Annotated in this window: 14 protein-coding genes; 10 read left to right on the top strand and 4 right to left on the bottom strand. The window is 58.2% G+C overall.

Going from position 1 to position 13,281, the window contains the following annotated elements; translation table 11 throughout:
- The first annotated feature begins 6 nt into the window (after window positions 1-6).
- From FIV38_RS27560 to FIV38_RS27515, 10 genes are read left to right on the top strand one after another with little or no spacing between them, the layout of a single operon-like run.
- A complete protein-coding gene (locus FIV38_RS27560) occupies window positions 7-2,235 on the top strand; it encodes a phage tail tape measure protein (protein ID WP_092231955.1) in 2,229 nt (742 codons plus the stop codon).
- Complete coding sequence (locus FIV38_RS27555) at window positions 2,235-2,552, top strand: DUF2590 family protein (protein ID WP_092231951.1); 318 nt, start codon at window positions 2,235-2,237, stop codon at window positions 2,550-2,552. Before FIV38_RS27560 ends, FIV38_RS27555 begins: the two co-directional genes overlap by 1 nt.
- Entirely contained in the window at window positions 2,549-3,721 is a 1,173-nt protein-coding gene (locus FIV38_RS27550) for a baseplate J/gp47 family protein (RefSeq protein WP_092231949.1), read from the top strand. The genes FIV38_RS27555 and FIV38_RS27550 overlap by 4 nt, the downstream gene beginning before the upstream one ends.
- On the top strand, window positions 3,718-4,242 hold the full coding sequence (locus FIV38_RS27545) for a phage tail protein (RefSeq protein ID WP_038442366.1): 525 nt from the start codon (window positions 3,718-3,720) through the stop codon (window positions 4,240-4,242). Before FIV38_RS27550 ends, FIV38_RS27545 begins: the two co-directional genes overlap by 4 nt.
- Window positions 4,243-4,250: 8 nt before the next feature.
- Entirely contained in the window at window positions 4,251-6,599 is a 2,349-nt protein-coding gene (locus tag FIV38_RS30595) for a phage tail protein (RefSeq protein ID WP_092231946.1), read from the top strand.
- 8 nt (window positions 6,600-6,607) lie between these two features.
- Window positions 6,608-7,186, top strand: coding sequence for a DUF4376 domain-containing protein (locus FIV38_RS27535; protein WP_057439556.1), 579 nt, complete (start codon window positions 6,608-6,610; stop codon window positions 7,184-7,186).
- Window positions 7,183-8,106, top strand: a complete 924-nt coding sequence (locus FIV38_RS27530) for a hypothetical protein (protein ID WP_092231943.1) — start codon at window positions 7,183-7,185, stop codon at window positions 8,104-8,106. The genes FIV38_RS27535 and FIV38_RS27530 overlap by 4 nt, the downstream gene beginning before the upstream one ends.
- Window positions 8,103-8,654, top strand: a complete 552-nt coding sequence (locus FIV38_RS27525) for a baseplate complex protein (protein WP_092231295.1) — start codon at window positions 8,103-8,105, stop codon at window positions 8,652-8,654. The genes FIV38_RS27530 and FIV38_RS27525 overlap by 4 nt, the downstream gene beginning before the upstream one ends.
- Window positions 8,651-9,355, top strand: coding sequence for a hypothetical protein (locus FIV38_RS27520; protein WP_092231940.1), 705 nt, complete (start codon window positions 8,651-8,653; stop codon window positions 9,353-9,355). Before FIV38_RS27525 ends, FIV38_RS27520 begins: the two co-directional genes overlap by 4 nt.
- The gene (locus tag FIV38_RS27515; protein ID WP_092231292.1) at window positions 9,328-10,305 is read left to right on the top strand and encodes a hypothetical protein; all 978 of its coding nucleotides are present in this window, start codon (window positions 9,328-9,330) and stop codon (window positions 10,303-10,305) included. The genes FIV38_RS27520 and FIV38_RS27515 overlap by 28 nt, the downstream gene beginning before the upstream one ends.
- A gap of 29 nt (window positions 10,306-10,334) precedes the next feature.
- On the opposite strand, the gene FIV38_RS27510 is transcribed toward FIV38_RS27515, so the two are convergent.
- The 4 genes from FIV38_RS27510 to FIV38_RS27495 form a co-directional block, all read right to left on the bottom strand.
- On the bottom strand, window positions 10,335-11,345 hold the full coding sequence (locus FIV38_RS27510) for a hypothetical protein (RefSeq protein WP_092231289.1): 1,011 nt from the start codon (window positions 11,343-11,345) through the stop codon (window positions 10,335-10,337).
- Window positions 11,342-12,217, bottom strand: coding sequence for a restriction endonuclease (locus tag FIV38_RS27505; RefSeq protein WP_159439617.1), 876 nt, complete (start codon window positions 12,215-12,217; stop codon window positions 11,342-11,344). The genes FIV38_RS27510 and FIV38_RS27505 overlap by 4 nt, the downstream gene beginning before the upstream one ends.
- A 94-nt stretch (window positions 12,218-12,311) precedes the next feature.
- A complete protein-coding gene (locus tag FIV38_RS30590) occupies window positions 12,312-12,608 on the bottom strand; it encodes a hypothetical protein (protein ID WP_092231284.1) in 297 nt (98 codons plus the stop codon).
- Between the two features lie 13 nt (window positions 12,609-12,621).
- Entirely contained in the window at window positions 12,622-12,861 is a 240-nt protein-coding gene (locus FIV38_RS27495; protein ID WP_092231281.1) for a hypothetical protein, read from the bottom strand.
- Window positions 12,862-13,281: the final 420 nt, after the last annotated feature.

Raw genomic sequence — 13,281 nt, 5'->3', positions numbered from 1 at the left:
CCCTAGATGGCTGACCAAAGCGCCCGCCTGGCCTTTATTTTGAGCCTGACCGATAAGGTCACCGCGCCCCTGGGCAAGGTGAAAATGGGCTTTTCTGACCTGGCCGAACAGAGCGAAAAGAACATCAAGACCATGGGCTTTGGCCTGGCGGGTCTGCTGGGCGCTGGCGCGGCCATCAATCAGTCGTTGCAACCGGCCCTGGAGATGAACCGCGCCCTGGGCGAGGTCCGATCGCTCGGCGTGGCCGAAGATGCGTTGAACGCGCTGAATCGCAAGTCGCTGGAGTTTTCGGTGGCCTACGGCGAGAACGCCCGGGACTTTGTGGCCTCGGCGTACAGCATCGACGGCGCGATGAAGGGGTTAACGGGCAACCAGTTGGCGATGGTGACCAATGCCAGCAACGTGTTGGCCAAGGCCACCAAATCCGACGCGGACACCATGGGCCAGTACGTGGGCACCATGTACAGCCTGTTCAAAGGCCAGGCCGATGCCATGGGCAAAAGCGAATGGGTTGAAACCCTGGCGGGCCAGACGGCGACCGCGGTGCAGCTGTTCCGTACCAGCGGCGCGCAGATTGGCGAGGCGTTCAAGGCCGCCGGTGGGTTGGCCAGCACCGCCGGCGTGAGCCTGGCGGAACAGATGGCAGTCTTGGGCACCCTGGGCAGCAGCATGGAAGGCGGCGAGGCGGGCGGCCTGTACAAGGCGTTTTTCGAGAACGTCAGCGGCGCCTCGGAAAAGCTCGGTACGTCCTTTGTGGACCAGCAGGGCAAGTTGCTGCCGATGATGGACATTCTGGACAAGCTCAAGGGCAAGTTCGGGGATCTGTCGATCGAGGCCAACGGCAAGAAGCTACGCGATGCCTTCGGCGGCGAAGCGGCGCGCCTGATCACCAGCCTGATGGGCGACACCGGCCGGCTGAAAAACGGCATGGAACAGCTGGGCAACGTGCGCGGCCTGGAGAACGCCAAGAATATGGCCAAGGACATGGTAGACCCGTGGCAGCAGTTCGCCGCTGCCGTGCAGGCGTTGCGCATCGCCTTCGGTCAATCACTGATGCCGATCCTGGGGCCGCTTATGGCCAGGCTGACAGGCGTGGCCACCACCCTGACACGCTGGTCGCAACTGTTCCCCAACATCACCCGGGTGATCAGCATCGCCGTGCTGGTGGTGTTCGGCATCATCGCCGCGTTGTCGTTACTCACCTTGACCGTCGGCATGTCGAAAATGGTCTGGCTGGGCCTGGTCACGGTCTGGAAAGTCCTCACCATGGTGGGCCTGCGCAGCATCGCCATGTTCCTCTACCACACCGTGATGGCGGTCGCGTTTGTCGCCGGCCTGGTGCTGATGGTGGCGTGGATGGGCCTGGTCAAGGGCGCCATGCTGCTGTGGCAGGGGGCGATCTGGCTGGTCAACACCGCGTTGCTGGCCAACCCAGTGACGTGGATCGTGATCGGCATCGTTGCCCTGGTCGCGGCCGTGGCGGCGGCAATTATCTACTGGGACCAATGGACCAGCGCGCTACTCAACAGTGAGGCGTTCCAGTGGGTTAGCGGGCAACTGACCGCGCTGTCTGACTGGTTTGGCACTATGGGCGGCTGGGCGGGCATGGCCAGCGCGGCGTGGGACGGCATCGTCAACATCTTTAAACAGGCCATCAATGGCTTGATCGAGATGCTGAACAAGATCCCGGGCGTGCAGATCGACGCTGCATTCGGGGATATGCCGGCACCGCCCCAAATGCCGGGTATCAGTGCACCTCAGGTCGAAGCGCCGTTGCTGCCCCAGTTGGTGGGCGCCGCCCAGCAGCCGATCCAGGCGCCGCCCCTGGTGATGGCGGCCACCTCGAAAGTGCCAGCACAACCTGCGCCGATGCTCAACACCCTGCAGCCCCAGGCACAAGCACCGGCCTTGGTCCTGGCCCCCGTACCGAAAGGCCCGGCGCCGATCGCGCAGCCACTCGCCGCCCTGGAGACGCCGCGTCAAGCGCCTGCCCTAGTAATGGCGCCGCCACCTATGCAGCAGGCCGAGCAAAGCCAGCAGCGTATCAACGGCTCTGTGGCCAGCCTGTCACCGAAGCGGCCAGACGCTGTGCCCCGGGGCGGTCTGCTGGCAAGCATCCAGAACAACAACCAAACCCAGAACAAGGGCACCCATGTGGAGAACGTGAACATCCATACCGGTAAGCAAATGAACCAGTTGGAACTGGAAGGCATGTTAGCCATGGCGGTGGGCTGATGAGCGAATACATCGATCTGCTGATCATCGACAACGACCTGGCGCTGGACCCGTCCCGTCAGCCGCTGCTGATTGATGACCGGGCCAGTATCGCCCAGGACATTGCGCACATGATCCGCGAAAGCGGCCTGCTGGTAACGCTGGTGGCCGAGCGCAGCAAGCTGCGTCAGCGCGACTGCATCCAGCAACTGGAGCTGCTGGTGGAGGCCGACCAACGCCTGGTGCCCGGCACTGCCCTGATTAACCAGGTGCAAACCGGGAAGTACCTGGTCACGGCTAAAACCCTGAAATTTGGCGATATCGAGGTGACCCTGTGAGCGACGTTGATTTTAAACAGGCGCTGGCAGAGTCCGGCATTCCGGTAACCGAGGAAGGTTTGCGCAAAGCCTGGGAAAAGGAAGTTGCCGCCCAGGGGAGCAAGATGAGCAACACCAGCGCCTATTCGCCGTTCTGGCGGGTGATCACGGCCTTGGTGACTAAGCCGGTCATGTGGCTGATTACCTTTGTCAGCGACACCGTGCTGCCTAACTTCTTTGTCAAAACCGCCGTCCGTAAGTGGCTGGATATGTTGGCCTGGGCGGTCAACGTCGAGCGCAAAGGCGCGACCAAGGCCAAAGGCGTGTTGTTGTTTACCCGCGACGTTGCCGGCGGCGCCCTGGAGCTGCCCGCCGGCATCCTGGTGCAGTCGGCCGCGATCAATGGCCATATCTACCAGTTGGTGACCACCCAGGCGGCGACCTTTGCTGATGGGCTGATGCAGCTGGAAGTGCCGGTGGAGGCCCAGGACGTGGGCAGCGGCTACAACCTGGCCCCGGGTTACTACGCCATCCTGCCGGTGCCGATCGCCGGCATCGCCCAGGTGGTCAACGCTGACGGCTGGTTGATTGCACCAGGTGCAGATCCTGAGCCCGACGAGCAGCTGCGTTTGCGCGTGCGCAACCAGTTCTCGGCGGTCAACCAGTGGCACACCGACGCGGTGTACCGGGCGATGATCGCCGGTTTTCCGGGCGTGCGGCCCGATGGCGTGTACTTTCTGCACGGCGCCCCACGGGGGCCAGGCAGTGCCAATGCCTATGTGCTGTTCGACGCGGACGTGCCGGCGGCGACGTACCTGGAGCAAATCAACGCGCATATCCGCGACCAGGGCAACCATGGCCACGGCGACGATCTGCTGGTGATGGTGATGCCGGAAACCCAGCACGCGCTGAAGTTGACCCTGTGGCCACGAGGCCTGCTGACCGTCGAGCAGCGCACCAAGCTGCAGGCCGAAGTCGATCTATTCATCCGTGCCGCCTTTCGCGAGAGCGGCACCGGCGACTACCAGCCGACACTGACCTATCCGCAGTCGCGGTTCTCCTTTAGCCGCCTGGGCGAAGAACTCCACCAGCAGTTCGCCGGCATCGAGTCGTTGCGCTTCGATAACGCCGACATCGTGTCAGAGCTGACGATTCCCCGGATCAGCAGCCTGCAGGTGGTGTTCGCATGATCAAGCTCAATTTGCCGTTCTGGTTGGATGGCCCGCAACTGACCAAGCTCAAGGCCGCCAGCCAAAAGTGGTGGGAGACGGTCGAGGGCTGGTTGCAATGGCCGCTGCTGCAGATGGATGCCGACACCTGCCATTTGACCGTCCTCGATCTGCTGGCCTGGCAGCGGGATATCAGCCGCTTCAAGGACGAACCCGAAAGCCTGTACCGCCTGCGGGTCAAATTCGCCTTCATCAACGCGGTTGATGCCGGTAGCACGGCCGGGCTTAAACGCATCCTGCAGCGCCTCGGCGTGGGGTACGTCGAGATCGACGAGCGTATGCCCGATCGGGATTGGGACGTGGTGCTGTTGCGCCTGTCCGACTCGCAGCTGTCGCAGAACCCCGAGCTGTTGCGGGTGCTGATCCAGCAGTACGGCCGCACCTGCCGGCGTTATGACTTCGTGACCATCACCCCCGTGTCACTGCGCATCGTCGCGGTGGACTTCAACGACGACCAGCAAACGCTGGTCGCCAGCCTGTAGGAGCCCCCATGGGAGCCAGCATTACCCTTGCAGGTGAAAGCCTGATCGCGCAAAAACAAGGCGCACAACAGCCCCTGATCGTTTCGCGGTTTGTCCTGGCCAACGTGCCCGGGCTGGACCCGAACAGCCAGGTGGATCGAGCAGCACCGAAGCCGGCCGCGCACCTGGTGGCGAGCTATGACGTCACGCAAAAAGGCTTTGTGAACCCCAACCAGATTGTTTACAGCCTGATGCTGGGCAGCGATATCGGGGATTTTGACTGGAACTGGATCGGCCTGGAGACCGCCGAGGGCGTGCTGCTGGCCGTGGCGTATGTACCGCTGCAGCAGAAGCGCAAGAACATCCCGCCGCTGCAGCTGGGCAACAACGTTACCCGCAACTTCCTGGTGGTGTTCGACGGCGCCCAAGCCCTGACCGGGATCACCATCGACGCCAAGACCTGGCAACACGACTTCACCGTGCGCCTGCATGGCATCGACGAGCGCGAGCGCCTGAGCAATCGCGACACCTTCGGCCGGGCCTGCTTTTTCAGCGACGGGCTGAAGCTGGCCAAGATCGGCAACAGTTACCAGGTGCTGCCCGGGACGGCCTACATCGAGGGCGTGCGCGTGCTGACGGCGGCTGCCGTCGCCGTGGCGCCGCCGGGCTTTCCTGCCAAAGCCTGGCTGGATGTGAGCCTGGAGCGCCAGTTAAGCGATGTGGTGGCCCGTTGGGAGGTGCGTTTCGGCGCCGCCCTGGCCGACTTCACCGACAGCGCCGGCGTGCGCCATTTTTGCGTGCCGCTGGCGGATCTGCCTGACTCCAACACCGTAGCCGATCTGCGCCAGGCTGAGCCGATCAGTGACTCCCTGGTGAAGCATTTTGCGGGGAAAGAGTGGGTTGAGGGAGAGTTGGCCAAGAAGGCGAACAAAGGCACGAAACTCGCTGACTACGAGATCGATGACGCCATTCCCAATCGCAATCCACTGGGTGACAGCCTGGATATTCACGGCGGCTCCTACGGGTTTTTGACCGCGTTGAATGAAACGCACCTGTGCCAGAACTGTTACTGGGACGGCGCCAACTGGGTACGTCACGACGAAAAACGGGCAGCGGTGGCATTGATTGCAGGCTCTGGCAGAGTTCGGGTGCAGCGGGTTGGCCCAGGCAAAAACCCAATCGCCTGGGCCTCATCGTTCGACGTGCGTGACAGCGGTAACACCTACAGCTCTAGCGATATTGACCAGTTGATCGAGGCCATCAACGACGCGATCGACAAAAAGGCAAACAAAGGGACCACGCTGGACGAATACAAGATCAAAGATGCGATCCCAAATAGGAATCCTTTGTCGGGTGGCAGCCTGGATATTCACGGTGAAACCTATGCTTTTCTCACCTCGGCGGTTGAGACCAACCTGGCCCAAAATTGCTACTGGGACGGCAACTATTGGGTACGCCACGACGAATCAAAACCGTGCGTTACGGTGTTTGCCAACGCCGGTAACGTGTATGTGCGCAAAGCCGAAGCAGGACCGAACCCGATCACCTGGAGCTACAGCGAAAAGTTACGGGACAGTGGCGACACGTACGATAAAACGAGCATCAATAGCTTTTTGGATCAACTGCGCCAGTCGTTGAACCAGCATCACCAGTGGTTGATCCTGATCGACGCAGAGCTAAAGAAGAAGGCCAACAAGGGCACCACACTCGCTGATTACGGGATCTTAAACGCCATTCCGAACGTTAATCCCCTGCCCGAAGGCAGCCTGGATATTCACGGCGGCTCCTACGGTTTTTTGACGGCCCTGAACGAAACCCACCTGGCGCAAAACTGCTACTGGAACGGCAGCAACTGGATGCGCCACGACGAATCCCGATCGTCGGTTGTCCTGATTGCCGGCGCCGGTGTTCTGCGCGTGCAGCGCGTTGCCCCTGGGCCGAACCCGATTGTGTTTACGGGTTCGTCCGAGATCATCGACAGCAGCAAAAAGGCCCTTCCTGGTGTGGCCGGCATCGCGCCGATCGCCAACCTGGAACAACTGGACGCCGGGGCCGATGAAGCCAGCATCGTGACGCCGCGCACCCTGCGTTGGGGCTTTTCGATCAGCCTGGCAGACAACGGCTACATTGCGTTCCCCCGTTGGATGGGGGGATTGATCATCCAGTGGGGCAATGCCTACATCGCAAACAACGGCAGCCAATTCCTGTTCCCGATCGGGTTCCCCAACAAATGTTTTGTTCTCAACATGGGCACGGGCGAGGACACATCCGGCCAGGCCGAGGTGATGAACATTGTGTCCGGCTCCCGCACCCGTACCGGCTTTATCGCCAATGCCACGGCGGTATCCACCTACGGCTACATCGCGATCGGCCATTAAGGATTCCCATGAGCAAATACTTTTACAGCCCGTCGCTGCACACCTTCCTGGTGGACGGCATTCACCCAAAACGCCCAGGCGACAGCGTGCCGATCAGCTACCAGGACTACTCCTATTTGCTGGCCAAGCAGTCCGAAGGCTTGCAGATCGTGTTCGACAGCGAAACCAAACAGCCTGTGGCGCGCCTGGCGCCCGGGACCAGCAAACCCGAGCAACTGCAGAGCCTGTACCGGCAGAAGAGCAGCGAGATCAATACCGCGTGTGAAACCGCGATCACCGGCGGCTTCTGGTCCCCGGCGTTGGGTGCGCCTCACCAGTACCCCAGCAAACTGGATGATCAACTGAACCTTACCAGTGTGATTCTGCAGGGCTTTGACAGCCCCTACGGCTGCCGCGACGAGGCGGGCGTCAAAGAGCTGCGCCAGCACACGGCCAAGCAACTGCGCCAGGTCAGCGAAGACTTCACCACCTTCAAAATGGAGCTGCTGCAGCGGGCCAATGTGCTTAAACAGCGGCTGGACCATGCCCTGGCTCATGGCGACTTGAACGCCATGGAGGTAGTGACCTGGGAGAGCCTGCAGCCATGAACTGGGCGCCGGTGACCATGCGCTGGCCAAGTCAGGCCACTCAATGGATGGGCCAGCTGTCAGCGGCCAAGGATCTGGCCAGCACCGAGCAGGCCAGCACGGCCAAGCGCCTGGCAGACCTGAGCGGCAAGACCAGCACCAATCCGGGGCCGGTCGGTGATGCCGCCCAGGGCGCGATCACTGCAGGCCGTGACGCGCTCGCCTCTCAGATGGGCGAGGCGCCGGCGTGCCTGGTGGTGACGCCGTTTCAAAGCGGTATCGGCCAGGGCCGCGGATATCAGCGTTTCCTGTCGGCGCCAAACTTGCTGCAGCAGCTGGCCGGCAAGCTGGTGGACGTGAGCGACACCGGCCGGCCCGATGGCCCCCAGTTCGCCCTGTGTCTGATGTTCCTGGCCACGCGCTTTGATCAGTTGGCCGAGAGCCTGGCGCGCTTCAATGCGTTGTTGCCGATGCCTGACCTGGTGCGAGCCGAACGCCGAGCGCGGCACCTGTCGAAGCTGGAAACGGAAAAGTGGGAGATCCCCACCGCCGGCGCCTTGCCGCGCTGGCAGACACTGCCCCTGGAGCGCTGCACGGTGGTCAAGGCCGCCCAGCAATCCATGGCCGGCCAGCTTTCTGTCCTGGAGAGCTACGCCGCCGACAGCTCGCCCATGGCGGATCTTTCGGCCTTGGCCACGCGCAAGGCTGCCCAGCAACAGAGCCGCGACAAACAACTGGATGACCTGAAAGCGCTGCTGGCCAACGGCAACCCCGACAGCAGCATGCGCGCGCGTCTGATCGGCCCCGGCAACGCCACCGAGCTGCGCCAGGCGCTGTTGCAAGGCGAGGCCCCTGGGCATGAGTGGGTATTGTGCGCCGGCGCGCTGCTGGTGGGATCTGAGCAGGGCCTGAGCTTTGTTCGTGAGCTGGTGGGCCTATGACGCTACTACTCGACGGGCAAGAGGTACGCGGGAAGAACCTCAAGGTCACCGGCAATCTGCGCATTGAGAGCGACGACCTGTCAGGCCAAACCAGCAACACCGACAAGGGGCACAAGGGCTTCAAGCCCAAGACCCTGACGGTCACGCTGATGATTCCATTTGTTGACCAGGTGCAACTGCGCGATTTGATGCGCCTGGTGGAAGCGACCGCTAGCGGTGGCCAGCTCAAGACGTACCGCATCGTCAACGACACGGCGGCCGCGTTCGGCATGCGCCAGGTGACGTTCACCGAAGGCATGAGCGCCCGGGAAGACGACAACCTGCGCGGCTGGTTAATCCAGTTCACCCTGACAGAAAAGCTGTCCAACCCTGAGAAAGTCGAAGGCCGGCGCCCAGGTAATAAGGTGACAGCCCAGTCAGGCCCCGGCGCGGCGGTGGGCGGTACTGGCGACGGTGGCGGCTCCAGCGAAGGCCCGGAGGAACTGACAGGCTTTGAGGCCACGCTGAAAAAGGTGGATGGCTGGCTGGGCGGGAGTAACACCCCATGAAGCTGCACAAGGTGTTGGCCATCGGTGGTGCGCCCTATGTCCTGGTCAAGAACGAGGTGCGGCTGGATGCCAAGAGCCCCGGCCGGGCGACCTTCACCATCCAGGCCACCGCCCCGGTCAAAGGCCTGGTGACGCTCGATATCGGCTACAACGACAGCACGCTGCAGCGCCACTTCATCGGCTACGTCGAACGCTCCACCACGGCCAGCAGCACCCAGCAGGTGCTGTTCTGCCGCGAACTGGCGGCAATCCTGGCCAACCCGCTGCCGCTGAACCTGCGCCACGTCGATCTGCGCGCTGTCCTGGTCGAGATCAGCCAGCACACCGGCCTGCGCTTTCGCGTGCCAGACAAGCCCTACGCCGGGGTTAAGGCGCCGTTCTTCTACAGCCTGGCCGCCGGCTATCAAGCGATGGACAGCCTGGCCCGGGTGTTCAACATCCCCGACTTTATCTGGCAGCAGCAGGGTGATGGGGAGGTGTTCGTGGGCAGTTGGGCTGACAGCTTCTTTGGCGTTCGCCCGCCGCTGCAGTTGCCGGCGGAACTGTTCGACGACTACCAGGGCAACCAAAGCGCGATGATTGCAGCCCTTCCCGGGCTACGACCAGGTGCAACGATCAACCACGGCGAGCGCATCACCAGTGTGGCCCTCGTCGATAATCAGATGGCCATCCGATGGACGACGCAATCAAGCGCAGCGTAGAACGACAATTCCCCGAACTCACCGGCGGTTACCACCTGCCACGTTTTGCCCGAGTTGTTGCCGTGGCCGACGCACCGGCCGGCGCCGGGATCTGTGACGACTTCCGGCCGCGCTATGCGGTTGATATCGAGGTCCTGGGGCCGGATGGCGAGCCAGACAGCAAACTGCCCATCCTTGCCGGCGTGCCGTTGCCGCTGCCCACTGGTGGCGAGGAAATGGGCATCTATGCCTTTCCCGAGGAAGGCACCCAGGTGGTGGTGTGCTTTGCCTACGGCCTGCCGCACAAGCCCTATATCCAAACGATCCTGCCCCACGGGCTGAGCATGCCGAGCGTGCCGAAGGGTGACCAGGTGTGGCAGCACAGCGAGGCGTGCCAGCAGCGTGTGGACGCCGACGGTAACTGGCTACGCCAGACTGACGGCAAGATCCTGGACAAGGCGATCGAGCGGGAAGTGGAGGCCATGGGCAACACGGAGCGCTATCAGAACCACACCAGGACGGTAGACGACCATTCCAGCGAGTCAGTGGGGGGTATCAAGACGATCGAGGCCCTGGGAGCGCTCAAGCTGCTATCGGGCGGATCTGCCAGCCTGGCGGCGATGGATGATCTGCACCAGGCGACCGGGCGGGACTTGAACCTGGTGGTGGGGCAGAAGCACAACGCCACGGTGGGTGGCGATATGGAGGAAAGAATTGAGGGACTCCGCCAAAGCGTGGCGGCGGTCAGCCAGCGACTGGTCGCCCCCAAGACCTGGTTGGGTTCTGAGAGTGTTAACGTACTTCAGGTGCTGTGTGATTTGCTCGACCTGGTGCAGAGAATGAACACGCAAATAGCTGAACATACCCATCTACCAGGTTCAACCCCTAGCCCTGTCGATGTAACTGCTTTCACTGAAAAAGCTGCAGTTGCTTCGATATTGGTTGTTAAGTTAAAAACAATCACGACATGACTTAAGCAGCTTTTTATGGTGCAGTTGATTCAATTTTCAAATGTCCATGGCGTGCCCGAATCACCCGAAAAATTTCTCTCGATTACTGGTCCTGTTGGATTGATGTGCATGTATCCGCCAGTTTTCTCTATGTATTCAATTTCGCCTTCATATACCTGCTCTATAGCTGATTGGTTTCCTGAGAAATGTAAAATTGTCAGTATGTAACTTTTGACGCATCTAAATGCACATATGGCATGGACGGTGGTTTTTCCAATGGATCGTTGACGGATGATTTCGCCATTTTCCCCATAACCGATCAGGGTTACGCTCATGTTGTTGATCTGGGTATTTATTTCGCGTATTCCGAACATTAAAGATATCCAATAAATGTCGCTGGCGGCTGTTCTGTACCACGTAAAGGTTCTGTCAGGGTCGGAGTTCAGAAGTACTTGGTCTAAACAGGTTCTTATGAATTTTATTTTTCCGATTACTTGAGATATTAATTCTTTGTCGAGTTCAGGAGTGCCATTTTCAGGCGAACCTTTGAAAAGCAGGCCGTGCAATTTTGGGTTGATTTTGTAATCGACTTCGAGTGTGTCAAGAAAAGTGATGGTGCCCATTTTGTCAAAGTATGCAAAGAACTCTTTTCGATGAGCATAGAAAGCATCTAGATTGTTTTTGTGCTTGGCTATTGTTATCTGGCGTGCCGTCTGTTCTGTAGAGTGGAACCTAGCAACAACTACCCCCAGCGGGATCGCCAAGGAGAAAAGAGCTATAGGGAGAGTGCTAATTTCAATAAATTTTTTAAAACCTTCTGAAGAAATGGAAATGTCGTAGCCTTGCCAGCTAATCCAGCCAAAGCTTATAAAATACATGGCAGGAGTGAAAATGCTCCACCAGAATAATGCCTGTTTCGCCAATCCATCGTCCGGCTTAAGGGAGAAAATTTTCCAGATTTCAGTTGGTCGAAATAGCCCTTTCTTAAAAAATACTCCAACCAGAAATGTGGTTAATATCGAAGGGCAGATGATCAATAATAGCAATTGTAATGCGTTCATTTTGCGGGTTCTTCCTGCTCTGTCTGAAACTCTACCGATACCTCTTTTTGGTGTAAGTGTATTTCGCCAGTTTTTATATCTTGTAGTACGGCTTTTGCCGCAATTCTTCCTTCATATTTTGATAAGGTTTTAGTGGCGCGCATGCTATATATGAATGCTAGCTTTTCCAGTTTAAGTTTTCCGTATATGCAGTCTGGCCAAGTTATGTAATGGCCTGTAAAGTCGTATTCTTTGATGCGGTTTTCAAATTCTTCAAAGTTGCCGTTGTTGTGTGCGAGTTCATTGTGTAGTGTGGATATTGTTGTGATGGTTCTGCCCGCTTCGTTGATTATAATTATTTCATTAGACATGCCTGATATTTCATAAGGCTCACCTCTTTTTAATGTGGTGTTTGCCTCGATCCAGTCAAGATCTAGTTTTAGTGTGGGGCGTACCTTTTCTAAGTGATATATTGTGCCAGCCACATGTATTGTTTTTATGCCGGAAGCTATCTCTAAGTCCTCGCTTGTAGGCTCTCTAAGCATCTTTAGTTCTATGCCTTTATGGTCTGCGAATACTTTTGCACCTTTTTGATATCCGGTTTTTGTTATAAAGATTCCTTGGATATTACCTATGTCGTCGAGGGCAGCCGCGAAATCCCTCACTTTGCCCACTGTTATTGTTGATGTGTAGTTTTTACACTCCACGGCTACGCGATGAGTAATGCCTGCAACTTTGAATTCCCAGTAAACATCTAGTTGGTGTTTTTGTGTGGATTTTCCCTCAATGTTGACGTTGTGTTTTACGGAGATAGTGTCGAAACCGTCAGCTTTAAGTATTTCTTCGTAAACTTCGCGCGTTAGCTTTTCGTATTCAGTATCAAGATTAAACATATTCGACTCCCTGAAATTGGTGTCAATATGACATTGCTTTTCGCTTGAGTGAAGCGCTCGACGCCGTATCCCTGCAAACGTTCGACTACAACAATCACCCAAGCCGACACCACCAAGATTGTGCATAAGCACATCCCTCAATGTACTCAATACCACTCAAGACGAAGCCAGATGGGGCCATGCCGGCCAGTGATGCGTCTAGCAGCGGAGGTAGTGGATCTGGTTCGAGCGGTAATCCCTTCGACACTCTGGCTACATTTGAGCTGCGCCCAAGCTCATTGGCTACCTGTGGGGCAACAAGCACGTCTCCCCTGATCGCTGGATAGCGCCGTCTTTCTTGCGCGCTCAGTGCGACGCCTTTGCACCGCATAGGTGTGATTAGCATATGCATAAGAAGTACTCCCCTATTCGTCACAAGGATCGTCCAGAAGCGCTTCTACGGCGTAAGCCAATGCGCCATCGGCTTGCTCAAGAAGATCACTGAGGCCGTTGGAGTCAATCAAGTGCGTCCTGCGTAGGAGATGGGCTTGTTCCACCAGCAGTTTGTGGTGGGCGCCCGGATGTCTTAGCAGCGCCTCCTCGTCTTTTAAGAGTGACAACCAGGTGTCAATCGTCCATGCCTGGGGCAGGTTATGCGCGCTCATCGCTTATGCCTTGATCTGTGCTGTATGTATGCACAGTATATTTGTGCGTCGTATCAGATTGGGGGCGTATCCGACGAAGCGCTACTTGGGCTAAAGGCTGAAAACTGGGCGGACATAAAAAATCTGAGCGAAAAAGCACTTATCCCCCTCCCGCCGACGGGCCTTGCCTCGTTTTTTTGTGCAATCCAATAGGTTATGCATTCGGGGTGCCAGGCTAGGCCGGCGGCGGCGTCTGCTAGGGGAGGGGGTATTTCACGGAGTGCAAGGTTTTGCAAAGAAGTGAAAAGAGTGGACACGGTTAGTGTCCACATACTGTCCACATTGGGTGGTAATACTTTCGGAATAACGCTGAAAATATTCCTAAAACCTTGAGTTTTCGGTGTTTTTATCGGTGGGTATTGGGGCGTCTAGTTGATAGGC

Origin of the sequence: Pseudomonas proteolytica (assembly GCF_007858275.1) — a bacterium.
GTDB lineage: Bacteria > Pseudomonadota > Gammaproteobacteria > Pseudomonadales > Pseudomonadaceae > Aquipseudomonas > Aquipseudomonas proteolytica.
Note: the sequence above shows the minus strand (reverse complement) of the source record. Positions and strands in the feature narration are given on the sequence as shown.